The organism is Luteimonas sp. A611 (assembly GCF_054072715.1).
On record NZ_JBSVRP010000001.1, the window covers coordinates 1,499,428 to 1,523,363 of the forward strand.

At 69.3% G+C, this 23,936-nt stretch carries 21 protein-coding genes and 1 other RNA gene; 14 read left to right on the top strand and 8 right to left on the bottom strand.

The window, feature by feature from the left end; translation table 11 throughout:
* Positions 1-158 precede the first annotated feature (158 nt).
* Positions 159-511, bottom strand: a transfer-messenger RNA (tmRNA) gene (ssrA, locus tag ACW5EG_RS06615).
* Positions 512-620: 109 nt separating this feature from the next.
* On the opposite strand from ssrA, the gene ACW5EG_RS06620 reads away from it, so the two are divergent.
* On the top strand, positions 621-2,840 hold the full coding sequence (locus ACW5EG_RS06620; protein WP_457017974.1) for a CHASE domain-containing protein: 2,220 nt from the start codon (positions 621-623) through the stop codon (positions 2,838-2,840).
* 45 nt (positions 2,841-2,885) lie between these two features.
* Here the strand turns inward: ACW5EG_RS06620 and smpB are convergent, their stop codons facing one another.
* Positions 2,886-3,374 carry an SsrA-binding protein SmpB gene (gene smpB / locus ACW5EG_RS06625; protein WP_457017975.1) on the bottom strand — a complete coding sequence of 163 codons (489 nt, stop codon included), beginning with the start codon at positions 3,372-3,374 and terminating at the stop codon, positions 2,886-2,888.
* A gap of 38 nt (positions 3,375-3,412) precedes the next feature.
* Between smpB and ACW5EG_RS06630 the strand changes: the two genes are divergently transcribed.
* Together ACW5EG_RS06630 and ACW5EG_RS06635 are read left to right on the top strand one after the other, a co-directional pair.
* Entirely contained in the window at positions 3,413-3,841 is a 429-nt protein-coding gene (locus ACW5EG_RS06630) for a type II toxin-antitoxin system RatA family toxin (RefSeq protein ID WP_457017976.1), read from the top strand.
* 10 nt (positions 3,842-3,851) lie between these two features.
* Positions 3,852-4,118, top strand: coding sequence for an RnfH family protein (locus ACW5EG_RS06635; RefSeq protein ID WP_457017977.1), 267 nt, complete (start codon positions 3,852-3,854; stop codon positions 4,116-4,118).
* A 19-nt stretch (positions 4,119-4,137) separates the two neighbouring features.
* Here the strand turns inward: ACW5EG_RS06635 and ACW5EG_RS06640 are convergent, their stop codons facing one another.
* Positions 4,138-4,527: an outer membrane protein assembly factor BamE gene (locus tag ACW5EG_RS06640; protein ID WP_457017978.1), complete on the bottom strand. Its 390-nt coding sequence runs from the start codon at positions 4,525-4,527 to the stop codon at positions 4,138-4,140.
* Positions 4,528-4,646: 119 nt separating this feature from the next.
* Here ACW5EG_RS06640 and ACW5EG_RS06645 point away from each other — a divergent pair, with 119 nt between their 5' ends.
* Positions 4,647-5,051 carry a Fur family transcriptional regulator gene (locus ACW5EG_RS06645; RefSeq protein WP_457017979.1) on the top strand — a complete coding sequence of 135 codons (405 nt, stop codon included), beginning with the start codon at positions 4,647-4,649 and terminating at the stop codon, positions 5,049-5,051.
* 58 nt (positions 5,052-5,109) lie between these two features.
* Here ACW5EG_RS06645 and ACW5EG_RS06650 read toward each other — a convergent pair whose 3' ends face one another.
* The 3 genes from ACW5EG_RS06650 to recN form a co-directional block, all read right to left on the bottom strand.
* Positions 5,110-5,799 carry a sensor histidine kinase gene (locus ACW5EG_RS06650; RefSeq protein WP_457017980.1) on the bottom strand — a complete coding sequence of 230 codons (690 nt, stop codon included), beginning with the start codon at positions 5,797-5,799 and terminating at the stop codon, positions 5,110-5,112.
* Positions 5,796-6,314 carry a response regulator gene (locus tag ACW5EG_RS06655; RefSeq protein WP_457017981.1) on the bottom strand — a complete coding sequence of 173 codons (519 nt, stop codon included), beginning with the start codon at positions 6,312-6,314 and terminating at the stop codon, positions 5,796-5,798. The genes ACW5EG_RS06650 and ACW5EG_RS06655 overlap by 4 nt, the downstream gene beginning before the upstream one ends.
* A 221-nt stretch (positions 6,315-6,535) precedes the next feature.
* Positions 6,536-8,206, bottom strand: coding sequence for a DNA repair protein RecN (recN, locus tag ACW5EG_RS06660; RefSeq protein ID WP_457017982.1), 1,671 nt, complete (start codon positions 8,204-8,206; stop codon positions 6,536-6,538).
* A gap of 173 nt (positions 8,207-8,379) precedes the next feature.
* Between recN and hrcA the strand changes: the two genes are divergently transcribed.
* From hrcA to recJ, 10 genes are all read left to right on the top strand, one after another.
* The gene (gene hrcA / locus ACW5EG_RS06665) at positions 8,380-9,438 is read left to right on the top strand and encodes a heat-inducible transcriptional repressor HrcA (RefSeq protein WP_457017983.1); all 1,059 of its coding nucleotides are present in this window, start codon (positions 8,380-8,382) and stop codon (positions 9,436-9,438) included.
* A gap of 45 nt (positions 9,439-9,483) precedes the next feature.
* Complete coding sequence (grpE, locus tag ACW5EG_RS06670) at positions 9,484-9,990, top strand: nucleotide exchange factor GrpE (protein ID WP_457017985.1); 507 nt, start codon at positions 9,484-9,486, stop codon at positions 9,988-9,990.
* Between the two features lie 132 nt (positions 9,991-10,122).
* Entirely contained in the window at positions 10,123-12,036 is a 1,914-nt protein-coding gene (gene dnaK / locus ACW5EG_RS06675; protein WP_457017986.1) for a molecular chaperone DnaK, read from the top strand.
* Positions 12,037-12,150: 114 nt separating this feature from the next.
* The gene (gene dnaJ / locus ACW5EG_RS06680; RefSeq protein ID WP_457017987.1) at positions 12,151-13,284 is read left to right on the top strand and encodes a molecular chaperone DnaJ; all 1,134 of its coding nucleotides are present in this window, start codon (positions 12,151-12,153) and stop codon (positions 13,282-13,284) included.
* Between the two features lie 46 nt (positions 13,285-13,330).
* Positions 13,331-14,038 (top strand): 4-hydroxy-tetrahydrodipicolinate reductase, encoded by a 708-nt coding sequence (gene dapB, locus ACW5EG_RS06685; RefSeq protein WP_457017988.1) that lies wholly within the window; start codon positions 13,331-13,333, stop codon positions 14,036-14,038.
* 243 nt (positions 14,039-14,281) lie between these two features.
* On the top strand, positions 14,282-15,418 hold the full coding sequence (gene carA, locus ACW5EG_RS06690) for a glutamine-hydrolyzing carbamoyl-phosphate synthase small subunit (RefSeq protein WP_457021102.1): 1,137 nt from the start codon (positions 14,282-14,284) through the stop codon (positions 15,416-15,418).
* Positions 15,418-18,669, top strand: a complete 3,252-nt coding sequence (gene carB / locus ACW5EG_RS06695) for a carbamoyl-phosphate synthase large subunit (protein ID WP_457017990.1) — start codon at positions 15,418-15,420, stop codon at positions 18,667-18,669. Before carA ends, carB begins: the two co-directional genes overlap by 1 nt.
* 13 nt (positions 18,670-18,682) lie before the next feature.
* A complete protein-coding gene (gene greA, locus ACW5EG_RS06700; RefSeq protein WP_457017991.1) occupies positions 18,683-19,159 on the top strand; it encodes a transcription elongation factor GreA in 477 nt (158 codons plus the stop codon).
* A 5-nt stretch (positions 19,160-19,164) separates the two neighbouring features.
* The gene (locus tag ACW5EG_RS06705) at positions 19,165-20,103 is read left to right on the top strand and encodes a phosphoglycerate mutase (RefSeq protein ID WP_457021103.1); all 939 of its coding nucleotides are present in this window, start codon (positions 19,165-19,167) and stop codon (positions 20,101-20,103) included.
* Positions 20,103-21,821 carry a single-stranded-DNA-specific exonuclease RecJ gene (gene recJ, locus ACW5EG_RS06710; protein WP_457021104.1) on the top strand — a complete coding sequence of 573 codons (1,719 nt, stop codon included), beginning with the start codon at positions 20,103-20,105 and terminating at the stop codon, positions 21,819-21,821. Before ACW5EG_RS06705 ends, recJ begins: the two co-directional genes overlap by 1 nt.
* A 70-nt stretch (positions 21,822-21,891) precedes the next feature.
* Here recJ and ACW5EG_RS06715 read toward each other — a convergent pair whose 3' ends face one another.
* A complete protein-coding gene (locus tag ACW5EG_RS06715) occupies positions 21,892-22,353 on the bottom strand; it encodes a hypothetical protein (RefSeq protein WP_457021105.1) in 462 nt (153 codons plus the stop codon).
* A gap of 234 nt (positions 22,354-22,587) precedes the next feature.
* A complete protein-coding gene (locus ACW5EG_RS06720; RefSeq protein WP_457021107.1) occupies positions 22,588-23,814 on the bottom strand; it encodes an acyltransferase family protein in 1,227 nt (408 codons plus the stop codon).
* Positions 23,815-23,936 lie beyond the last annotated feature (122 nt).

The following is a 23,936-nucleotide window of genomic DNA, read 5'->3' on the forward strand; positions in this document are numbered from 1 at the left end:
GGAACGGGGCCGCCTGGTGCGGCCCCGTTTTGCTGTCCGGGACCGGTAGATCGCCCCAATCGGCTGGCGGATCGCGGAGAGGTGACCGTCCTGGCATCCGTACAACGAAAAAGACCGCCATCCTTGGCGGTCTGAATCCCTGATTTCTCAGGTTTATATGGTGGAGGTGGCGGGAATTGAACCCGCGTCCGAAGGCACTCCATCCCCAGTACTACATGCTTAGCCCACCGTTGGATCTCATCCCGGAACAGCACGGTGTGCGAAGCGCATCCCGGGACCAGCCTGTGAGTTCAACCGGGGCAGACAGGCGGCCACCTCGGCTGGATTCCCGTAATAATGACCCTACATCCACGAGTACGGGAACAAGTGGGTTCGGGGCTTACGCCTTAAGCGGCGAGAGCGTAGTTGTCGTCGTTGGCAACTAGAGTTTGCCGCTGGATTAACGAGGAAAGCTGCCCCCTCGGCATGCACCAAGTGATTTCGCGACCCCCGTCGAAGCCAGTGCACCCCCGGGAGCGTCGATCACGCTGACCCGACCAGTATAGGCGCGGCGCGGGGCCGTGCAAGGCGCGGGAGCGCCGCCGCCGCCGGGCGTTCAGGCTTGCCGGTATGCTGTGCCCATGTCGCAGGCCATGCCGGGTTCCGCCGGGTCGACCGGTCGCAGCCGCCCGCGGCTGCGGCGCGGCTACGTGCTTGCGGTGCTCACCCTGATCGGTTCGCTGGTGCTCGTCTGGCACTACGCACGCGAGGCCGGCGCGCGCGAGCAGGCGGCACTGCAGACCCGCTTCGTGGCCGACAGCAATGAGATCGCGATGCAGCTCCGCCAGCGCCTGCTGCACTACGAGCTGGCGCTGCGCGGCGGCGTGTCGCTGTACTGGTCGGTGGCGCGACCCACCGAGCGGCAGTGGCGAGACTACGTCGGCGGGCTCGATATCGCGCACCAGTTCAAGGGCATGATGGGCCTGGGCTACGTGCCCTATCTGCGCCGCAGCGACCTGGAAGCACTGCAGCTGGCGATGCGCGACGAGGGCAGGGGGCTGTTCCAAATTCGCCCTCACGGTGCGCGCGAGATCTATGGCCCGATCCTGCTGCTCGAACCGCAGACCGTGCCCAACCGTGCTGCGGTCGGCTTCGACATGTTTTCCGAGGCCAATCGGCATCACGTGATGGCCGCCGCCCGCGACACCGGCGAGGTCCGGCTGAGCGCGCCGCTGCCGCTGGTCCAGGACGGCGACGAGCGTCGCGACGGCTTGCTGATGTTCGCGCCGGTGTACGCCAACGGCATCCAGCCGGCCAACACCCTGGCGCGGCGCACCGCCATCTCGGGCTGGGTCTACGCGCCGTTCAATGCACGGTCGTTCATCGACAGCGTGCTGGAGCCGTACCGCGGCGGCCAGGTCTTCCGCATCGTCGACCTGGGCGAGGATGTCGGCGGCGCGCGCGTGCTTCACCAGGATGCCGGATACGACGAGCAGGCTCGAACCGGGCCCTTGCACCACAGCGATGCCTTCGAGGTCTATGGGCGGCGCTGGCGCATCGATTTCCAGTCGCGTCCGCCTGCCGCCGGCGCCGGCCACGGCCTGTCGGACGGCCAGACGCTGCTGGCGGGCGGGCTGGTGCTGTCGTTGCTGTTGTTCGCCGTGGTGCTGGCGCTTGCACATACCCAGTCGCGCGCCGAGCGCCTGGCCGAGGTGATGAGCGAGTCGTACCGGCGCAGCGAGCAGCGCTTCCGCAACGCCATGCTGTATTCGGGCAGCGGCATCGCGCTGCTCGATGGCGAGGGCCGCATCGTCGAGGCCAACCCGGCGCTGGCCAGGATCCTGGGCGCTTCCCCGGGCAGCTTGGCGGGGACGCGGTTTTCCGCACAGTTCCTCGAGACGGAAGTCGATGCGGCGCTGGCCGGAAGCGCGCTCACGCCGGCGACCCTGCAGCTGCGCCGCAGCGATGGCGACATCCGCCTGGTGCAGGTGGTGCTGTCGCAGGTGCCGGGCGATGTCGGCAGCGACGTGGCGGCGCTGGCGCAGGTCGACGATGCCACCGACCGGCTGCGCGCCGAGCGCGCGGTGCGGCTGCTCAACCGCACGTTGGAAGCGCGCGTCGAGCAGCGCACGCACGAGCTGACCCTGGCCAACCGGGAGCTGGAGTCGTTCGCCTACAGCGTCTCGCACGACCTGCGCGCGCCCCTGCGCACGGTCGAAGGTTTCAGCCGCCTGCTCGGCGAGCGCTTTTCCGCCGTGCTGGGGCCGGACGGCCTCGACCACCTCGTGCGGGTGCGCAACGCGGCCAACCGCATGGATGCGCTGATCGATGCGCTGCTGAAGATGTCGCGGATCACCCGCGACCCGCTGCGTCATGCCGAGCTCGACCTGAGCCGCGTCGCGGCCGAGGTGGTGACCGAGTTGCGGCAGGGGGAGCCGTCGCGGGAGGTGGAGGTGGTGATCGAGCCAGGCCTGACCGCGGGCGGTGATCCGGCCCTGTTGCGCAACCTGCTGCAGAACCTGCTGGGCAACGCCTGGAAGTTCACCGGCGGTCGCTCGCCGGGGCGCATCGAGTTTGGCCGCGATACGGAAGCGGAGCCGGTGGCCAGCATGGTCGCCTTCCTGGTGCGCGACAACGGGGCGGGGTTCGAGCCGGCCTATGCGTCCAAGTTGTTCCGCCCATTCCAGCGCCTGCACGGCGCCGACGAGTACGAAGGCCACGGCATCGGGCTGGCCACGGTCAAGCGCATCGTCGAGCGGCACGGCGGCAGCATCCGCGCCGAGGGTCGTGCGGGTGAGGGCGCCACGTTCCGGTTCGTGCTGCCGGCCCAGGCGGCGGAACGCGAGGAAGCTGCGGACTGAGGACTGGCAGGCACGCGATCTCAGTCGCGTGGCCTGCGCCGGTCACTACTTGTTGTGGGCGCGCATCACGCGCTGGCGGTCGCGGTCCCAGTCGCGCTCCTTCGACGCCTGCCGCTTGTCGTGGCTCTGCTTGCCCTTGGCGAGCGCGATCTCGAGCTTGACCTTGTTGCCCTTCCAGTACATCGCGGTGGGGACGAGGGTGTAGCCGTCGCGCTGCACGCGGCCGATCAGGTTGTCGATCTCGCGCCGGTGCAGCAGCAGCTTGCGGCTGCGCTTGGCTTCGGCGATGACATGGGTCGACGCCTGGATCAGCGGCGTGATCTGCGCGCCGTACAGGAACAGCTCTCCATCGCGGACCATCGCATAGCTTTCGCCGATGTTGGCGCGGCCGGCGCGGATCGCCTTGAGCTCCCATCCCTGCAGCGCCATGCCCGCCTCGAAGCGCTCGTCGAGCTGGTAGTCGTGGCGTGCGCGCCTGTTCAGCGCGATGGTCCGGTCGCCGTTTGCCTTATCCTTGCCGCTGTTCTTGCCCATTCCGCCATTGTCCCCGAAGCAGGTCAGCCGCGCGAGCCATGCCCACGATCCAACGCAGCGCCCTGGTGGAACATTCCGCGAGCCGGATGTTTGCGCTGGTCAACGACATCGCCGCCTATCCCCGCCGCTTCGGCTGGTGCGAGGACGCCCAGGTGCTCGAAGCGGGCGAGGCGCGGGTGCTGGCCAGGCTGGAGCTGGGCATCGGCGGGTTCGGGACCTGGTTCACCACCGAGAACACGCTTGCGCCGCCGCACCATATCGAGATGGAGCTGCGCGACGGCCCCTTCAAGCGGCTGCACGGGCGCTGGCAGTTCCATGCCCTGGACGAGAGCGCCTGCAAGGTGTCGCTGTCGCTCGATTTCGAGCCAAAGAGCAGCCTGATGCTGCCGGTGCTGTCGCTGGGACTGCGCGGGCTGGCTGACCGCATGGTCGACGACTTCGTGCGCGTGGCGGACGCGGAAGCCTGAGGCGGTGCGGGTGCAACTGATCCGCGCCTGGCCCGAGCGCTTCGAGAGCGAGGAGCTGGAGCTGGGCGAGGGCGCGACCGTGGCCGATGCGCTGGCCCTCACGCGGCTGCCGCGCGATGGCGTGGCGGGTTTCGCGGTCCACGGCGAACGAGTGGAGCAGGACGCGCCGCTGCACGAGGGCGACCGTCTCGAACTGCTGGGCCCGCTGCTGGCCGACCCCAAGGACAGTCGTCGCCGCCGGGCCCGGGTGCAGGCCGACCGCGCTGGCCGGCGCTGAGCCGCGGCGAGCGGACTTTCTAGCGGCGTCCCTGCTTGCCCTTTTCCTTGGGCAGGTTGCCGAAACGGCGCATGCGCTCGGACAATTCCTTGTCCTGCTCGGCGAAGTATTCGCCATCCCACTTCTGCAGCGCATCGTTCTCGAACCACAGCGTGAGGGTCTTCACCTCGGTATGGCCGCGGCGGTTGATGCGTTGCGTGGCGGCGTAATCCCAGCGCTGGTGGTGGAACGGATCGGTGATCGACGGCGAGCCGAGCAGGGACACCACCTGCTGCTTGTCCATGCCGACCTGGAGCTGTTCGACGGCGGACTGTTCGATCAGGTTGCCCTGGTAGATCGGCTGCTTGTAGAGGATGCCGCAGCCGGCCGTGGCGATGGCGACCAGGGCGGCGAACAGAAGGCGGGACATGGGCATAGAACGGGGCCTGCGGAACCGGGGCTGCAATTGTCCCGATGATACACTCCGAAGGCCACCGCGACCGGGCTTCCAGTCAGCTGGGCGCCAGATCGGATGTGATTGGAGTACCCATGGAATCGATGGACCTGCGCAAGGCCGGGCTGAAGGTGACGCATCCGCGCATGCGCATCCTGCAACTGCTCGAACAGAAGAACCCGCGCCAGCACATGACGGCGGAAGACATCTATCGCCAACTGCTCGACCAGGGCGACGAGATCGGCCTGGCCACGGTGTACCGGGTGCTGACCCAGTTCGAGGCCGCGGGCCTGGTGAGCAAGCACAATTTCGAGGGCGGCCACGCCCTGTATGAGCTCGACCGCGGCGACCACCACTACCACATGGTCGACATGGGCAGCGGCCAGATCACCGAATTCGAGAGTCCGGAAATCGTCGCCCTGATCAACCGGATCGCGGGCGAGCACGGCTATATCCTCGACGAGCACTCGCTGGTTCTGTACGTGCGCAAGCAACGCTGAACACGGCAGCGCCCTCGGCAGCGCCCGGCACCGGGCAGGCTGGCGTGCCTCCCCGATCCTAGCCCTGCGCCGGTACGTCGGCGGGCACGGCGCGACCCGAGGGTAGTTCGAGCACCAGCTCCACGGTGTCCCCGGCGCCGGCGCGCCCCTGAAGGCTGCCGCCGTGCGCTTCTGCAATCGCGACCGCGATCATCAGGCCCAGCCCGAGCGCGTCGTCCGGTGGGTCCGGATGCGGCGAGCTCAGCAGCGCTGCGATCAGCGCATCCGAAACACCACTGCACTGCAGCGCGCAGGTCATGCGCAGACGCCCGCGCGCGAGCTCGAGCCGGGCCTGCACCGGCTCGGGCTGAACGCGCGACAGCTGCATTCCAAGCAGGGTGTGGAACAACTGGGCGATCCGCAGCACGTCGCCTTCGATCTCCAGGCCCTGCACCTCCGGCCCCCAGCTGACCCGTGGCGCCCTGGCCTGCAGGCGGCTGGCGGTGTCCGACACGAGCAGCTCGACGTCGATCGTTTCGCGTCGGACCAGCAACTGGCCGGTACCGGCCCGCCCCAGGTCGCTGAACTCATCGATCATGCCGCCCAGCCGCTGGATCTGCCGCTCCAGCACTGCGAGCAGCTCGTCGCGCTGGCCGTCGGCGATGCGCGGGTCGCGCAGCAGGTAGACCGCGGTCTGCATCGGCGCCAGCGGCCCGCGCAGGTCGTGCGCGACGCGGTCCATCCAGGTCCTGGCAATCAGTGCGCTCACGGCTGCGTGTCCCGTCCCCCCGCGGCGCACAGGCGCCGAATCGCGTCGAGCTGCGGCGGCTTGACCAGGTGTTCGTCGAAACCGGCCTCGCGGCTGCGGCTGCGGCTGCGGCTGCGGTCTTCCGCGTGCCCCCAGCCGGTGACGGCGACGATGCCGAGAGCCGACGCGGCATGCCGCTGCCGCAGGCTGCGCGCGATCTCGTAGCCGCTGCGTCCGGGCATGCCGATATCGAGGAAGACCAGGTGCGGTGCGAAGCGCTCGACTTCGGCCTCGACCTGTTCCGGATCGTAGACCTGCGCGACCTCGTGGCGGGCGAGTTCGCGCGCCAGTTCGCGGTTGCTGCGCACCACGGTATTGAAGGCGTCGGCCAGGTGCCCTTCGAGGCCCTCCCAGTGGCCGCGCAGTTCCATGCCGAAGTCGCCCTGTGCGACCGCCTGCAGCGCGGACAGCATCATGCGCATCGCATCGTCGGACCTGCCGGGCAGGTCGGCGGGCGCACCATCGAGTGCCTGCATCGTGTGAGTCACCATCCCGCCGTGGATCGCCATTCAGCCGGCGACGATACGCCGGCGCGGCGTGGCAGCGCTCACGCTTTCATCACGGTGGTGGCCGGGGCAGGAAGGCACGATCGACCGGCGGCCTGCCGGGTCTGTTGGAGGGTTCGCGCGCAGCATCTCTGGCCCGCCTGGTACCGAGCGTTCTGTTGCGAAGAAGGCTCAGCCCGGCCGGCGTCGCCTCAATCCGAGGTGCTGGCCAGCAACCGCCTCGCCGCCGCGCGCGCTTCCTTCGACACTTCCACTCCACCGAGCATGCGCGCCAGCTCTTCCTGGCGCTCCCTGGCATCGAGGCGGCGCACGCCGGATCGGGTCTGCCCGTCGAGATCGGCCTTGCTGACCAGGTAGTGGGCATGGCCCTGCGCGGCGACCTGCGGCAGGTGGGTCACGCACAGCACCTGGCAGCGTGCACCCAGGGCGCGCAGCTTCTGGCCGACGATCTCGGCAACCGCGCCGCCGATGCCCGAATCGACCTCGTCGAAGACCATCGTCGGCACCGTGTCCGATCCGAGCGCCGCGACCTCGATGGCCAGCGACACGCGTGACAGTTCGCCGCCCGAGGCGACGCGGCGCAGCGGGCGCGGCGGCTGCCCGGCGTTGGCCGAGACCAGGAACTCCACGCGCTCGCCGCCCTGCGGATCGGGGCGGCCGGCATCGACGGGTTCCAGCGCCACCTCGAACACGCCGCCGCCCATGCCAAGCTCGGCAATCAGCGTCGTGGTGGCCTGCGACAGCCGCGCAGCCGCGTCGGCGCGCACGCTGCCGAGGGCGTCGGCAGCGCTGCGCCAGAGCGCCGCGGCCTTGCCGATCTCGCCCTCGAGCGATGCCAGGCGGACGCCCGCATCGCGCAGCGCCTCGAGTTCGGCCGTGAACGCGGCCTGCTGACCGGCCAGTTCCCCGGGCGACACGCGATGCTTGCGCGACAGCTCGTGCAGCCGCGCCAGTGTTGCGTCCAGCGCCTCGAACTGGGCTGGATCGATGTCGAGCTCGTCGCGCACCCGCTGCAGCAGCAGGGTGGCCTCGTCGAGCTGGATGGCGGCCGAGTCGAGCATGGCATCGACCTCGCCCAGCCGCGGTTCGTGCGCACGCTCGCGCGACAGCCCGCCGCGCAGCTGCTGCAGGCGGCGCACCAGCGCGGGACCATCGTCGCCGGCCAGGCCGTCGAGCGCGTCGTCGCAGGCCGCGATCAGCCCGGCCGCGTGTGCCTGGCGGCGATGGCCGGCGACCAGCGACTCGATCGACTCCGGGCGCAGGTCCTCTCGCTCGAGTTCGGCGAGCTGGTGGCCAAGCCAGTCGATGCGTTCGGACACGTCGCCGGTCTTGGACAGGGCGTCGCGCTCGCGCAGCAGCGCAGCCCAGGCGGCCGCCGCCCCGCGCACCGCGGCCAGCTGTGGCTCGTGGCGGCCGAAGGCGTCGAGCAGGGCGAGCTGGCTGGCCTTTTCCATCAGCGCCTGGTGCTCGTGCTGGCCGTGGATCTCGACCAGGAGGCCGGCCAGCTGCGAGAGCTGGGCCAGGGTGGCCGGGCGGCCGTTGATCCAGGCGCGCGAACCGCCGTCCGCGCGCAGGGTGCGGCGCAGGGTGCAGGCCGTGCCGTCGTCGAACTCCTGTTCGTGCAGCCAGGCCAGGGCGGACGGCACCGCGGCCGGATCGAACTCGGCGTGCAGCTCGGCGCGCTGGGCGCCGTGGCGGACCATGCCGGCATCGGCGCGCAGGCCCGACAGGAAGCCCAGCGCATCGACCAGCAGCGACTTGCCCGCGCCGGTCTCGCCGGAAATCACGGTCATGCCCGGGCCGAACTCGAGTTCGGACTCGGGGACGACGGCGAAATCGCGGAGGGTCAGGCGTTTGAGCATGGCCGCGCATTGTAGTGCGCGCAGTCGCAACAGCCGAGACGCAAAGGCGCCGGATGCGGGTCGGGAAAGTCCGCACCCGTCGGGCCGCCCACTGCCGCGCCGGCGCAGGACCACGGCTGGCCCGGTGCGCAGGCCGCTTGCGCCCTTGCGCGCATCGGCGATCTAATCGGTCCATGTCCGCATCCTTGCCCGGCAAAAAACTCGACCTGCGCGCGCGCCAGCTGCTGCGTACGCTGATCGGGCGCTACATCCGCGACGGCGAGCCGGTGGGCTCGCAGACGCTGGCCCGGCACGCGGGGTTGGACGTCAGCGCCGCGACGATCCGCAACATCCTCGCCGACCTCGAGGAGCAGGGGCTGCTGGCCGCGCCGCACACATCTGCCGGGCGGGTGCCCACCGCGCAGGGCTACCGCGTGTTCGTCGACTCGCTGCTGCAGCTGCAGCCGCTGGCCCATGCCGAAATGGCCCGCCTGCGCGGCGAACTGGCCGCGGGCGGCGGCACCCAGTCGCTGCTGGGCAGCGCTTCGGAACTGGTGTCGGCGATGACCCACTTTGTCGGCGTGGTTTCGGTGCCGCGCCGCGAGCAGTTCGCCTTCCGCCACATCGACTTCGTCCCGCTCGACGCGCAGCGGGTCATGGCGATCCTGGTGTTCTCCGACAACGACGTGCAGAACCGCATCATCCAGACCCGCCGGCCCTACGAGGCCTCGGAGCTGGAGCGGGTGGCCAATTACCTCAACGCCCATTTCGCCGGCCGCCAGGTCGCCGACATCCGCGCCAGCCTGGTGCGGGAGCTGCAGGCCGCGCGCAGCGAGATGGAGGCGCTGCTCTCGCACACGGTCGAGCTGGCCGAGCAGGCGCTGGCGCCGGTCGACGACGACGACATGTTGGTCGCCGGCCAGACCCGCCTGATCGGCGTGCAGGACCTGTCCGACCTCGACCGCCTGCGCGAGCTGTTCGAGGCCTTCGCCCGCAAGCGCGAGATCCTGCAGCTGCTGGAGCGCACGATCAAGGCGCCGGGCGTGCGCATCTTCATCGGCGAGGAAACCGGGCTGGCGCCGCTGGAGGGCGTTTCGCTGGTGACCGCACCCTACGGCGCGGGTGGCAAGGTGCTGGGCGTGCTGGGCGTGATCGGCCCGACCCGGATGGCCTACGACCGGGTGATTCCGGTGGTGCAGGCGACCGCCGAGCTGCTGGGCGCCGCCTTGAATCCGGATCCGCCGACCCCATAGCTGCGGGGTCGGCGGCCCTGCGACCGCCTTACCAGCCCCAGGAACATGACCACGGAACCGATGCAGGATGCCGCGCCCGCGGCTGAAGAATTGAATACCCCCGACGACCGCATCCAGGCGCTCGAAGGCGAGCTTGAACAACTGCGCGCACAGTCGCTGATCGACCGCGCCGACATGGAAAACCAGCGCAAGCGCCTCGAGCGCGACGTGCGCAACGCCTGCCGCTTCGCCAACAAGCAACTGCTGGGCGACCTGCTGCCGGTGTTCGACAGCCTGGAGGCCGCGCTCAACACCGCCCCGGCCGAGGATCCGCTGCGCGACGGCGTGGTGCTGACCCTGCGCGAACTGACCCGCGTGTGCGGCAACAACGGCCTGGTCGAGGTCGCCCCGGCAGCGGGCGATGGCTTCGACCCGGAGAAGCACAACGCCATGAGCGCGGTCGAGACGACCGACGTCGCCCCGGGCAGCGTGTTCCAGCTGTTCCAGAAGGGCTACCTGCTCAACGAGCAGTTGCTGCGCCCGGCCCTGGTGTCGGTCGCGAAACAGGACTGACGTCCTGCTTTCCGCCTTCCCCGCCGAGGGGAAGGCGCGCCCTTGGCCCTTGAAGGGAAGGGCTCGACACCCCAGATACGCACCATCGGCGGCATCGCCGCCACCTGACGAAGATTCCAGAGGGAACCCACCATGGCAAAGATCATCGGCATCGACCTGGGCACGACCAACTCGTGCGTGGCGATCATGGACGGCGGCAAGGCCAAGGTCATCGAGAACAGCGAGGGTGATCGCACCACGCCGTCCGTCGTGGCCTATACCAAGGACGGCGAGGTGCTGGTCGGCGCGTCCGCCAAGCGCCAGGCCGTCACCAACCCCAAGAACACGTTCTACGCGGTCAAGCGCCTGATCGGCCGCAAGTTCACCGATGCCGAGGTCAAGAAGGACCTCGACCTGGTGCCCTATGACATCGTCGCGCACGACAACGGCGACGCCTGGGTGCAGACCAGCGACGGCAGGAAACTCTCGGCGCAGGAAGTGTCCGCGCGCATCCTGGAGAAGATGAAGAAAACCGCCGAGGATTATCTGGGCGAGAAGGTCACCGAGGCGGTGATCACGGTCCCGGCCTACTTCAACGACTCGCAGCGCCAGGCGACCAAGGACGCCGGCCGCATCGCCGGCCTCGACGTCAAGCGCATCATCAACGAGCCGACCGCGGCCGCCCTGGCCTATGGCCTGGACAAGGGCGGCGGCGACCGCAAGATCGCCGTGTACGACCTCGGCGGCGGCACCTTCGACATGTCGATCATCGAGATTGCTGAAGTCGACGGCGAGAAGCAGTTCGAGGTGCTGGCCACCAACGGCGACACCTTCCTCGGTGGCGAGGACTTCGACAAGCGCGTCATCGACTACCTGGTCGAGGAGTTCCAGAAGGACTCCGGTCTGGACCTGCGCAAGGATCCACTTGCCCTGCAGCGCCTGAAGGACGCGGCCGAGCGCGCCAAGATCGAGCTGTCGACCGCGCAGCAGACCGAGGTCAACCTGCCGTACGTCACCGCCGACGCCTCGGGTCCGAAGCACCTCAACATCAAGCTCACCCGCGCCAAGCTCGAGGCGCTGGTCGAGGACCTGGTGCGCAAGACCATCGAGCCGTGCAAGGTCGCGCTCAACGACGCCGGCCTGCGCGCATCCGACATCAGCGAGGTGATCCTGGTCGGTGGCCAGACCCGCATGCCCAAGGTGCAGCAGGCGGTGGCGGAGTTCTTCGGCAAGGAGCCGAAGAAGGACGTCAACCCGGACGAGGCCGTCGCCATCGGCGCGGGCGTGCAGGGCGGCGTGCTGGCTGGCGAGGTCAAGGACGTGCTGCTGCTCGACGTGACTCCGTTGAGCCTGGGCATCGAGACCCTGGGCGGCGTGTTCACCAAGATCATCGAGAAGAACACCACCATCCCGACCAAGGCCTCGCAGACCTTCAGCACCGCCGAGGACAACCAGTCCGCGGTCACCGTGCACGTGCTGCAGGGCGAGCGCGAGCAGGCGCGCTTCAACAAGTCGCTGGCGCGCTTCGACCTGACCGGCATCGACTCGGCGCCACGCGGCATGCCGCAGGTGGAGGTGTCGTTCGACATCGACGCCAACGGCATCGTCCACGTCACCGCCAAGGACAAGAAGACCAACAAGGAACAGAAGGTCGAGATCAAGGCCGGCTCGGGCCTGTCGGACGACGAGATCCAGCGGATGGTCGCCGACGCCGAGGCGCACCGCGAGGACGACCTCAGGTTCCAGGAGCTGGTCGGCGCGCGCAACCAGGCCGACGCGCTGGTGCACAGCACCCGCGGCGCGATCAAGGACAACGGCGACAAGGTGCCGGGCGACGTGATTGGCCGGGTCGAGTCGGCGATCGCCGATGTCGAGACCGCCATGAAGGGTGACGACAAGGGGCAGATCGAGACCCGCACCAAGGCACTGGAGGAGGCCGCGCAGGCCCTGTTCGCCGCAGTGTCCGCGGCCCAGCAGCCAGGCGATGCCGGTGCCGGCCCCGCGTCGGCCAGCGACGACGTGGTCGACGCCGAGTTCACCGAGGTCAAGGACGAGCAGAAGCCGTGACCGCCCACGGGTGATGCTTGCGTGGAAGAAGCGGGGCTTCAAGCTCCGCTTTTTCCGTCCCGGATCGCCACCTTTTTTCGAACCACCCTGTAACGGATCACCAATCACCGCACCATGAGCAAACGCGACTACTACGAAGTCCTGGGCGTTGCGCGCAACGCCAGCGAGGAGGACCTGAAGAAGGCCTATCGTCGCTGCGCGATGAAGCACCATCCGGACCGCAACCCCGGCGACAAGGCCGCCGAGGCCGCGTTCAAGGAGTGCAAGGAGGCCTATGAAGTGTTGTCGGACGGCGGCAAGCGCCGCATGTACGACCAGCATGGGCACGCCGCGTTCGAACACGGCATGGGTGGCGGCAATGCCGGGCCGGGCTTCGCCGGCGCCGACATGGGCGACATCTTTGGCGACATCTTCGGCAACATCTTCGGCGGCGGCGGCGCACGCGGCGGGCCACGTCGTGGCGCCGACGTCGGCTATGTGATGGAGCTGGACCTGGACGAAGCGGTCAGCGGGGTCGAGAAGCGCATCGAGATCCCGACCCTTGCCGAATGCGGGGACTGCGACGGCAGTGGCTCGGAGGATCGCAAGCTCGAAACCTGCGACACCTGCCACGGACGCGGGCAGGTACGGTTCCAGCGCGGCATCTTCTCGATGCAGCAGCCGTGCCCGCACTGCCACGGCCGCGGCCAGACCATCGCCAACCCCTGCAAGACCTGCCACGGCAACGGTCGCATCGAGGAAGAGAAGGTGCTGTCGGTGAAGGTGCCGGCGGGCGTGGACAGCGGCGATCGCATCCGCCTGGCAGGAGAGGGCGAGGCCGGGCCCGCGGGCGTGCCGCCGGGCGACCTGTATGTCGAGGTGCGCGTGCGTCCGCACGAGTTCTTCGAGCGCGACGGCGACGACCTGCACTGCGAGGTGCCGATCCGCATCTCGCAGGCGGCGCTCGGCGACAGCGTGCGCGTGCCGACCCTGGGCGGCGAGGCGGAGATCCGGATCCCGGCCGAAACCCAGACCGGAAAGGTGTTCCGCCTGCGCGACAAGGGCGTCAAGTCGGTGCGCAGCCGCGCACCCGGCGACCTGTACTGCAAGGTCGTGGTTGAGACCCCGGTGAACCTCACCCCCGAGCAGCGCGAACTGCTTGAGCAGTTCGAGTCGACCTTCGCCGGCGACGGCGCGCGCCGGCACTCGCCCAAGGCGAGCACCTTCCTCGACGGCGTGAAGGGCTTCTGGGACCGGATGGTCTCCTGACCCGCGCGGGCTTGTCGGGCACCCTGCGCGCGGCTAGCCTGCGCGCATGACCACGCCCGTCCGACTCCTCATCCACGGCGCCTCCGGGCGCATGGGCCAGGCCCTGCTGCGACTGGCGGCGGACCTGCCGAACCTGCAGGTGGTGGCGGCGGTGCAGCGCCGGATTGGCCAGCGCGTGGTCGAGGGCGTGCCGTATTTCGCCAGCAGCGAGCTCGGCGGCGCGCCTGCATTCGATGCCGCCATCGATTTCAGCCTGCCCGACGGCTTCGACCCGGTGCTGGCGCTGTGCGTGGCACGCGGCGCGGCCTTCGTGTCCGGCACGACCGGGATTTCCGACGCCCAGCGTGATGCGCTGCGCGATGCATCGCAGGCGATCCCGGTGCTGTGGGCATCCAATTTCAGTCTTGGCGTGGCCGTGATCGAGGAACTGGTCGAACGCAGCGCCGCGGCGCTGCCGGGCTGGGACTGCGACATCGTCGAATCCCACCACACGCAGAAGAAGGACGCGCCCTCCGGCACCGCGCTCTCGCTGGGCGAGGCGGCAGGACGCGGCGGCGCGCAGCCGCGCTATGCCTCGCTGCGCGCAGGCGACATCGTCGGCGAGCACCTGGTGCAGTTCGCAGCGATGGGCGAGCGCATCGAACTGGTTCACCGTGCAACCAGTCGCGACATCTTCGCGCGCGGTGCGCTGCATGCCGCCAGCCGTCTCGCCGGCCGTGATCCGGGCCTGTATCGGGTGCGCGACCTGCTGTAGGCCGCGTCACTGCCCTAGGCGTCTTCCCGGCGCCGCGAAATCCTGCCCGGACATCGGCCCGGGATCCCCCGATTACGCCGGGATCGCAGCGTGGCAGCCCGCGAATCGTTCAGTTCCCGCCGCGTTCTGTCTGGCGCGAGCGGACCCGGCCCGGTATCATTCCCGCTCGCCTGATTCCTCACGCCCCCGGACCGGTCCAGAACCGCACCGGCGGTTTTCTGCAACCTCACGTAGGCGAAGCCAGTGACCCAAACCGCAATCCTCGTCCTCGAAGACGGCACTGTATTCGAGGGCGTTTCCGTGGGCGCGAACGGCCTGTCCGTCGGCGAGGTGGTGTTCAACACCGCCATGACCGGCTATCAGGAAGTGCTCACCGATCCTTCGTACGCGCGCCAGCTGGTGACGCTGACCTATCCGCACATCGGCAACACCGGCTGCACCGACGAGGACGACGAGGCCAGCACGGTCTGGGCCGCCGGCCTGATCGTGCGCGAGGTGCCGCGTCGTCCGAGCAGCTGGCGCAGCCAGGTCGCGCTGCCGCAGTGGTTGCACGATCGCGGCATCGTCGCCATCGCCGGCATCGACACGCGCAAGCTGACCCGCCTGCTGCGCGAGCGTGGCTCGCAGAACGGCGCGCTGATGGCCGGCACGATCGACGTGGAGAAGGCGCTCGAAGCGGCGCGCAAGTTCCCCGGCCTCAAGGGCATGGACCTGGCCAAGGTGGTGACAACGGACGCCGCGTACGCCTGGACCGAGGGTTCGCTGGATCTGGACACCGGCGAGGTCGCACGCGTGCCCTCGCGCTATCGCGTGGTGGCCTACGATTTCGGCGTGAAGCGCAACATCCTGCGCATGCTGGCCGAGCGTGGCTGCGAGCTGACGGTGGTGCCGGCGCAAACGCCTGCGGCCGAAGTGCTGGCGATGCAGCCCGATGGCGTGTTCCTGTCCAACGGTCCCGGCGATCCGGAGCCCTGCGACTACGCGATCGCCGCCATCGGCGAGTTGCTCGCGGCCAAGGTGCCGGTGTTCGGCATCTGCCTGGGCCACCAGCTGCTGGCGCTGGCCGCCGGTGCGAAGACCATGAAGATGCCGAGCGGCCACCACGGCGCCAACCACCCGGTGCAGTCGCTCGACGACGGCCGGGTGATGATCACCTCGCAGAACCACGGTTTCGCGGTCGACGAGTCGAGCCTTCCGGCGAACGTGCGCGTGATCCACCGCTCGCTGTTCGACGGCACCAACCAGGGCATCGAACTGACCGACGCGCCGGCGTTCTCGTTCCAGGGCCATCCGGAAGCGAGTCCCGGTCCGCAGGACGTATCCCCGCTGTTCGATCGCTTCATCGCGTCGATGGCGAAGCAGCACGCAGAGAACCACTGATGCCAAAGCGCACCGACCTCAAGACCATCCTCATCATCGGCGCTGGCCCGATCGTCATCGGCCAGGCCTGCGAGTTCGACTACTCCGGCGCGCAGGCGTGCAAGGCGCTGCGCGAGGAGGGTTACCGCGTGGTGCTGGTCAACAGCAATCCGGCGACGATCATGACCGACCCGGACATGGCCGACGCGGTCTACATCGAGCCGATCAACTGGCAGACGGTCGAGAAGATCATCGCCAAGGAAAAACCCGACGCGCTGCTGCCGACCATGGGCGGCCAGACCGCGCTCAACTGCGCGCTGGACCTGGCCGATCATGGTGTGCTGGACAAGTACGGCGTCGAGCTGATCGGCGCCAAGCGCGAAGCCATCATGATGGCCGAGGACCGCGAGCTGTTCCGCGTGGCGATGGGCGAGATCGGACTTGAGTGCCCGAAGGCCGCGGTGGCCAGGACCTTCGAGGAAGCGGTCGAGATCCAGGCGACCGTCGGCTATCCGACCATCATCCGGCCCAGCTTCACCCTCGGCGGCAGCGGCGGCGGCATCGCCTACAACCGCGAGGAGTTCGAGGACATCGTCAAGCGCGGGCTCGAGCTCTCGCCCACCAACGAAGTGCTGGTCGAGGAATCGGTGCTGGGCTGGAAGGAGTTCGAGATGGAAGTGGTCCGCGACACCGCGGACAACTGCATCATCGTCTGCTCGATCGAGAACCTCGATCCGATGGGCGTGCACACCGGCGACTCGATCACGGTGGCACCTGCGCAGACCCTCACCGACAAGGAATACCAGCGCCTGCGTGATGCCTCGATCGCGGTGCTGCGCAAGATCGGCGTGGACACCGGCGGCTCCAACGTGCAGTTCGGCATCAACGCCCAGACCGGGCGCGTGGTGGTGATCGAGATGAATCCGCGCGTCTCGCGCTCCTCGGCGCTCGCCTCCAAGGCCACCGGCTTCCCGATCGCCAAGGTCGCCGCCAAGCTCGCCGTCGGTTACACGCTCGACGAGTTGCGCAACGAGATCACCGGCGGCAAGACCCCGGCTTCGTTCGAACCATCGATCGACTACGTGGTGACCAAGATCCCGCGTTTCGCGTTCGAGAAGTTCCCGCAGGCCGATTCCCGCCTGACCACGCAGATGAAGTCGGTGGGCGAGGTGATGGCGATGGGTCGCACCTTCTCCGAATCGGTGCAGAAGGCGCTGCGCGGCCTTGAAACCGGCAAGGTGGGCTTCGACCCGACCGGCCTGGACCTGACCGACGAGGCCGACCTGGCCACGCTGCGTCGCGAGGTCAAGGAGCCAGGGCCGGAGCGGCTGTTCCACCTGGCCGACGCGTTTCGCGCCGGGATGTCGGTGGAGGAGGTGTTCGCGCTCTCCTTCGTCGATCCGTGGTTCCTCGACCAGATCGAGGACATCGTGCTTGCCGAGAACGAAGTGGCGGCCGCCGGCATCGACGCCCTCGACGGTGCCCGTCTGCGCGCGCTCAAGCGCATGGGCTTTTCCGATGCGCGCCTGGCGCAGCTGGTGGCCACCGACGAGTCGGCGGTGCGCGCGCTGCGTCGCGCCCACGGCGTCCGGCCCGTCTACAAGCGCGTGGACTCCTGCGCGGCTGAGTTCGCCACCACCACGGCCTACATGTATTCGACCTACGAGGACGAGTGCGAGGCGAATCCGACCGATCGCGAGAAGATCATCGTGCTCGGCGGCGGCCCCAACCGCATCGGCCAGGGCATCGAGTTCGACTACTGCTGCGTGCACGCCGCGCTCGCCCTGCGCGAGGACGGGTACGAGACCATCATGGTCAACTGCAACCCGGAGACCGTGTCCACCGACTACGACACCTCCGACCGCCTGTACTTCGAGCCGCTCACGCTCGAGGACGTGCTGGAGATCGTCGAGCTGGAGAAGCCCAAGGGCGTGATCGTGCAGTACGGCGGCCAGACCCCGCTCAAGCTGGCGCGCGCCTTGGAGGCCAACGGCGTGCCGATCATCGGCACCTCGCCCGATTCGATCGACCTGGCCGAGGACCGCGAGCGCTTCCAGAAGCTGGTCGACCAGCTCGGCCTCAGGCAGCCGCCCAACCGCACCGCGCGCAGCGCCGAAGAGGCGCAGGTGCTGGCCCGCGAGATCGGCTACCCGCTGGTGGTGCGCCCGAGCTACGTGCTCGGCGGCCGCGCGATGGAAGTGGTGCATGCCGATTCCGACCTGGCGCGCTACATGCGCGACGCGGTCAAGGTCTCCAACGATTCACCGGTGCTGCTCGACCGCTTCCTCGACAATGCGGTGGAAGTGGACATCGACGTGATCGCCGACAAGGACGGCAACGTGCTGATCGGCGGGCTGATGGAGCACATCGAGGAGGCTGGCGTGCACTCGGGCGATTCGTCCTGTTCGCTGCCGCCGTATTCGCTGCCGGCCGGGGTGCAGGCGCAGCTGCGCGAACAGGTGGTGGCGATGGCCAAGGCGCTGAACGTCGTCGGCCTGATGAACACCCAGTTCGCGGTGCAGCTGGACGAGGAAGGCGAGCACAGGATCTTCGTGCTCGAAGTCAATCCGCGCGCCTCGCGCACGGTGCCGTTCGTGTCCAAGGCCACCGGCCTGCCGCTGGCCAAGATCGCTGCCCGCTGCATGGCCGGCATGACGCTGGAAGAGCAGGGCGCCACCAGGGAAATCGTGCCGGACTACTACTCGGTCAAGGAGGCGATCTTCCCGTTCGCCAAGTTCCAGGGCGTCGACCCGATCCTCGGGCCGGAGATGCGTTCGACCGGTGAGGTGATGGGCGTGGGCCGCAGCTTCGGCGCCGCGTTCGCTCGCGCGCAGGAAGCGGCGGGGATCAAGGCGCCGCCCCCGAGCGGCAAGGCCTTCGTGTCGGTGCGCGATCCCGACAAGAAGCGCGTACTGCCGGTGGCCCGCGACCTGGTCGAACGTGGTTACGTGATCGTCGCCACCAGCGGCACGGCGCAGTGGCTGCGCGAGAACGGCATCCAGTGCGAGCAGGTCAACAAGGTGCTGGAAGGCCGCCCGCACATCGTCGACCTGATCAAGAACGGCGAGATCGCCTACATCGTGAACACCACCGAGGGCCGCCAGGCCATCGCGGACTCGTTCTCGATCCGTCGCGAGGCGCTGCAGCAGCGCGTGACCTATTCCACCACCGTCGCCGGCGCCAAGGCGCTGCTCCATTCCCTGGATTATCGTGGCAGCGGCCCGGTGTGGGCGCTGCAGGAACTGCACGCAACCTTGCCCACCGGCGTTTGAGGAGCCAACACACATGAGACCACCCATGACCCTGGCAGGCGCGCAGCGGTTGCGCGCCGAACTCGAGCAACTCCGTTCGGTCAAGCGCCCGGAAGTGATCGCCGCGATCGCGGATGCGCGTTCGCACGGCGACCTCAAGGAGAACGCCGAGTACCACGCGGCGCGCGAGCAGCAGGGCTTCATCGAAGGCCGCATCCAGCAGCTCGAAAGCGAACTCTCGCACGCCGACGTCATCGACGTGGCCCGGCTCGATGCCGGCGACAGGGTCGTGTTCGGCGCGAAGGTGACGATCGCCGACGTCGAGACCGACGAGGAGAGGCGCTACCAGATCGTCGGTGACCTGGAAGCCGACATCAAGCTGGGCCTGATCGCGATTTCCTCGCCGGTGGCGCGGGCGCTGATCGGCAAGCACGCCGGCGACAGCGTCACCATCGAAGCGCCCGCCGGCTCGCGCGAGTACGAGATCGTCGACGTCAGCTACAGCGGTTGAGGCCGGTGGCGAAGGCGACCCTGCTGCTGCCTGCGGCGCGCCGGCTGGATGCGCCGTCTGCCGCGATCGCGGCGGTGCTGGGACGCGCGGACGTGGCGGCGGGGCAGGGTGAAGGCAGGCGCGTGCAGCTGCGCCGCCATGTGCAGCTGCTGCCCGATCACTGGCCGGTGGCCGCGCTCACCCGCCAGCTCGACGCCGGCGATGCCGCCGGTGCGATGTGGCTGCGCGCCGATCCATGCCGCATCCAGCCCGACATCAACGGCGCGCGGCTGCTCGATCATGGCGACACGCTCGGACTCGGCGCCGAGGATGTCGCGCAGCTGCTGCCGGCGCTCAAACCGCTGTTTGGCGATGCCGGCATGCCGATCGACGCGCCGTCGCCGTCGCCGTCGCGCTGGTACCTGCGCCTGCCGGCGTCATCGAAGCTTCCCGCGTTCACCGCCCCTGACGACGCGCTGGGCGATGACGTGTTCGAACACCTGGCCCAGGGCAGCGAAGGCCGGCGCTGGCGCAGTCTGCTCACGGAGGCGCAGGTCGTGCTGCACAACCATCCGTGGAATGACCACCGCATGGCGGCCGGCAAACGGCCGGTGAATTCGCTGTGGTTCTGGGGCGGCGGCGCGCTGCCCGATCATGTCCAGTCCGCATACGCGCGGTTCCACGGCGGCGATGAAGTCGCGATCGCCATCGCCGCCGCTGCCGGGGTCGCGGCGCCGCTGCCGGCCCGCTTCGAGGCCGGCGAGGGCGATGCCCTGTTCGACCTGACCGCCATGCGCGACCTGCCGCGGATCGAACGCGACTGGCTGCAGCCTGCGCTGGAGGCGTTGCGCGCTGGCCGGCTGGATTCGGTGGTACTCGACACCGCCGATGGCACCGCCTTCACCCTCGAGCGCGCCCAGCGCTGGCGTTTCTGGCGCCGCCCGCGCCCGGGCCTGCTGGCTTGATGTCACCGCGAATCCGTCGGCGCGAGTTCCAGCCCGGCCACGGCTGGCCCGCAGGCATGCCGCCGCTGCTGCAGCGGATCTATGCCGCGCGCGGAATCCACGACCCCGCGCTCGCCCAGCCCCGGCTGGCGCAACTGCCGCCGCCCGATGGCCTGGGTGGGCTGGTGGAGGCGGTACGCCTGCTCGCAGACGCGATCGCGCGCGACACGCGCATCCTCGTGGTCGGTGATTTCGATGCCGATGGCGCCACCGCCTGCGCGGTCGGCGTGCGCGGCCTGCGCATGCTCGGCGCCCGCGACGTGGTCCACGCCGTGCCCAACCGCATGCTGCACGGCTATGGCCTGTCGGTTGCGCTGGTCGATGAGCTGGCCGCGCTGCAGCCGGGGCTGCTGATGACCGTCGACCACGGCGTGGCCTGCCATGCGGGCGTGGCCGCGGCCAAGGCGCGTGGCTGGCAGGTGCTGGTCACCGACCACCACCTGCCCGGCGATACGCTCCCTGCGGCCGATGCCATCGTCAATCCCAACCTGCGTGGCGACGCCTTCGCCTGCAAGGCGCTGGCCGGCGTGGGCGTGATCTTCTATGTGCTGCTGGCGCTGCGCGGCCGGCTGCGAGACGACGGCGCGTTCGCAGGCCGTGACATACCCGATCTGACCGTGCTGCTCGACCTGGTCGCGGTCGGCACCGTGGCCGACCTGGTGCCGCTCGATGCAAGCAACCGCGCGATGGTCGCGGCCGGCCTGCGGCGACTGCGTGCCGGGCGCGGCTGCGTCGGGCTGCAGGCGCTGATCGAGGTGTCCGGGCGCAGGGCGGAGGCATTGACGGCCGCGGATATCGGCTTCGCGGTCGCGCCGCGTCTCAACGCGGCCGGCCGGCTCGAGGACATGTCGCTGGGCATTGAATGCCTGCTCAGCGACGACCCGCGTCAGGCGCGCGAGTTGGCCGAGCGGCTGCACCAGATCAACGCCGAGCGACGCGGCGTGCAGCAGATCATGGTCGACGACGCCGAGGCCGCGCTGGCAAGGGTGCCGGCGATCGCGGGCGAAGCGCCAGTGGCGCTGTGCCTGTTCGATCCGGACTGGCACGCCGGGGTGGTGGGCCTGGTTGCGTCGAAGATGAAGGAGCGCCTGCACCGCCCGGTCATCGCCTTCGCGCCGGCCGAGCCGGGCAGCGAACAACTGCGCGGCTCGGCGCGTTCAATCCCCGGGCTGCATATCCGCGACGTGCTGGCCGCGGTCGACAGCGCGCATCCCGGCTTGGTCGAACGCTTCGGCGGGCATGCCATGGCGGCCGGGATGAGCCTGCGGCGCGACGCCTTGGCCGCCTTCGAACAGGCCTTCCATCACGCCGTGCGCGGCATGCTCGATCCGGCCCTGCTGCAGGCCGAGCTGTTCAGCGACGGCGAACTGCTGCCGGGCGAGTTCGACCGCTTCCACGCCGAGGCGATCCGCGACGGCGGGCCGTGGGGACAGGGCTTCGCCGAGCCACTGTTCGATGGCGTGTTCGAGGTGATCGACTGGAAGACAGTCGGCGAGCGCCACCTCAAGCTGCGGCTGCGCGCCGAAGGCGTGCGCGCGCCCCTGGCCGCGATCCACTTCGGCGGCTGGTCGGGCGAGGCCCCGGCCACGCGCAACCGCCTCGCCTATCGCCTCACGCCCGACGACTACCGCGGCGGCCAGGCGATCCAGCTCATCGTTGAGCACCGCGAGCCGGCCTGACCGGACGCCTGGGCGTCCGGAGGCTGGTTCATGACGGTAGCCGGATGCCCGTGCGCCGCAGGCGACGTCGTCAGCGTGTCACGCGCGTGGTGACGCCGTCGCTGGCTACGCGGACGCGGTCACCGGTGCGGAAATCGTTGATGTTGCCGTCCTGGGCGATCGCGACCGAACGGCCGGAATCCAGCGCTACGGTCAGCTCGACGCCGGCGCGCGCACCGCGCGACAGGCCGCTGCCGGCCGCCCCACCCGCGGCCGCGCCGGCCACGGCGCCTGCGGTATTGGCGCGCCTGCCGCCGCCGAGGGTGCTGCCGGCGATGCCGCCCAGCACCGCGCCGGTCGCGGTGGCGACTCCGCGCGAATCGCTCTGGATCATCACCTCGCGCACGGCCTCCACGGTGCCCCATTCGACCGACTGCGCGCGACCCGCCTCGGAGCGGTTGAAGGTGTCGGGCGAGGTGCTGGTAGCGCAGGCGGACATGCCCGTCGCGATCAGGGCCGCTGCCAATCCGGTGACAAGCTTGCTGGACTTCATGCTGGTTCCTCCTTGGTGGTGTGCACGTCGGGAAACGCTTCTGCATCCACCTGGTGGTCAGCCGCGTGCAAGCTGCCGGGCGCGTTGGTCGGACCGCTGCTCGCGCCCCAACGGCTCGAGCGTCGCGCCGGCTGCGTCAACGCCATGTGAAGAACGGAGCCCGGGTAGGAGGTGATGGCCCAGCCTTCCGCGTGCCCGGGCATTCCCGCGCCGTTCGACGCGCGGTCTGGGGATTCAGAGGTCCTGCCTCGCGCCATGGACCAGTGGCGCAGTCGGCAGTGTCGGGCGCGGCGGGGGCCGGTGCTTCAGGCCGAACAGCGGCCGCAGCGGCGGGATCCGCCGGATGAACTCATAGCCCGCGAAACTCAGCGCGAACGTCAGCACGACCAGCAGCGGCCCTTCGACCAGCGGCGCCAATGCCAGCGGCTTGGCGTTGTGCGCCAGCGTCACGATGACCGTCTGGTGCAGGATGTAGACCGGGAAGATCGCCTGCGAGAGATAGCGCAGCGTCGGGCTGTCGCCGGGCGCGAGCCGGCCCGCGAAGCCCAGGATTGCCACGATCGCGACCCACTGGTTCAGTCCCCAGACCATGCGCATCGACAGTCGCAGCGCGTCGGATGGCTGCAGGTCGCGAAACAGTTCGAAGTACGTCGCGATCGCCAGCCAACTGCCCAGCCAGAGCGCGAGCGCCGGCCAGCGCATCCGCACGAAGGCGGCCCACACCCGGTCGTTGCGCGCGACCAGGAAGCCGAGCAGGAACACGCCGAAGTACTGCGCATGGTTGTACCAGTCGTCCACCAGCGCATGGGTCGACTCGAAGCGGCCGATCAGCAGCACGCGGACCAGGGCCAGGAACAGCGCCGGCCACAGCAACAGGGCGGGCCCGGACGCGAGCAGTGCGCCGAGGCGTGTCGCAATGCAATCGAGCACCCGCGGCGCGAAGCGCGCCAGCAGCGCGGCGACCACCGTGTACACCCACAGGTAGGCCACGAACCACAGATGATTCCAGGTCGGCAGGTCCAGGCAATCGTCGCCGCGGCAGAAGCTGTCGTCTGCGGCGAGGTAGCGTGCCCAGAACGCGAGATAGCCGTCGTGATAGCCGCCCGGCAGCTTTTCGACCACCTCGTAGTACGACTGCGGCGGCACGATCACCAGCATGCCGAAGGCCAGCGGCAGCAGCAGCCGCCAGGAACGCGGGCCGAGGAAGCGCGGCGGGGTGCCGGATGCTGCCGCCTGGCGTTGCACCTTGCCCAGCAGGAAGGCGGTGGCGGCGCCGGAGACCAGAAACAGCAGGGACAGCCGCCACGGCGAACTCATCATCATGAAGGGCTCGAGCGCCGGACCCGCGTGCGGGCTGTCCACGTGCCATTCCCAGCTCACGTAGTACATGCCCACGTGATAGAGCACGAGCAGGGCGAAGGCAAGGACGCGGACCCAGTCAAGGTCGTGGCGGCGTGTCATGGCATGGCCCGGAGTGAAAGTCGGATCCGAGCCTCGACGCGGGCACGCCACGCGGCAAGGGCGAAGTGACCGATAGAGGCGCTGCAGGGACGAATCGCGTCCCTGGTGGTGCGGGTCGGCGC

Excerpts from the sequence above, each read along its gene's own strand:
- ACW5EG_RS06715 (WP_457021105.1), bottom strand. The coding sequence starts at position 22,353 with ATGAAGTCCAGCAAGCTTGTCACCGGATTGGCAGCGGCCCTGATCGCG.
- dnaJ (WP_457017987.1), top strand. The coding sequence starts at position 12,151 with ATGAGCAAACGCGACTACTACGAAGTCCTGGGCGTTGCGCGCAACGCC.
- hrcA (WP_457017983.1), top strand. The coding sequence starts at position 8,380 with ATGTCCGCATCCTTGCCCGGCAAAAAACTCGACCTGCGCGCGCGCCAG.
- dnaK (WP_457017986.1), top strand. The coding sequence starts at position 10,123 with ATGGCAAAGATCATCGGCATCGACCTGGGCACGACCAACTCGTGCGTG.
- ACW5EG_RS06720 (WP_457021107.1), bottom strand. The coding sequence starts at position 23,814 with ATGACACGCCGCCACGACCTTGACTGGGTCCGCGTCCTTGCCTTCGCC.
- carB (WP_457017990.1), top strand. The coding sequence starts at position 15,418 with ATGCCAAAGCGCACCGACCTCAAGACCATCCTCATCATCGGCGCTGGC.
- recN (WP_457017982.1), bottom strand. The coding sequence starts at position 8,206 with ATGCTCAAACGCCTGACCCTCCGCGATTTCGCCGTCGTCCCCGAGTCC.
- greA (WP_457017991.1), top strand. The coding sequence starts at position 18,683 with ATGAGACCACCCATGACCCTGGCAGGCGCGCAGCGGTTGCGCGCCGAA.
- recJ (WP_457021104.1), top strand. The coding sequence starts at position 20,103 with ATGTCACCGCGAATCCGTCGGCGCGAGTTCCAGCCCGGCCACGGCTGG.
- ACW5EG_RS06630 (WP_457017976.1), top strand. The coding sequence starts at position 3,413 with ATGCCCACGATCCAACGCAGCGCCCTGGTGGAACATTCCGCGAGCCGG.
- ACW5EG_RS06640 (WP_457017978.1), bottom strand. The coding sequence starts at position 4,527 with ATGTCCCGCCTTCTGTTCGCCGCCCTGGTCGCCATCGCCACGGCCGGC.
- dapB (WP_457017988.1), top strand. The coding sequence starts at position 13,331 with ATGACCACGCCCGTCCGACTCCTCATCCACGGCGCCTCCGGGCGCATG.
- grpE (WP_457017985.1), top strand. The coding sequence starts at position 9,484 with ATGACCACGGAACCGATGCAGGATGCCGCGCCCGCGGCTGAAGAATTG.
- ACW5EG_RS06620 (WP_457017974.1), top strand. The coding sequence starts at position 621 with ATGTCGCAGGCCATGCCGGGTTCCGCCGGGTCGACCGGTCGCAGCCGC.
- smpB (WP_457017975.1), bottom strand. The coding sequence starts at position 3,374 with ATGGGCAAGAACAGCGGCAAGGATAAGGCAAACGGCGACCGGACCATC.
- ACW5EG_RS06645 (WP_457017979.1), top strand. The coding sequence starts at position 4,647 with ATGGAATCGATGGACCTGCGCAAGGCCGGGCTGAAGGTGACGCATCCG.
- ACW5EG_RS06655 (WP_457017981.1), bottom strand. The coding sequence starts at position 6,314 with ATGCAGGCACTCGATGGTGCGCCCGCCGACCTGCCCGGCAGGTCCGAC.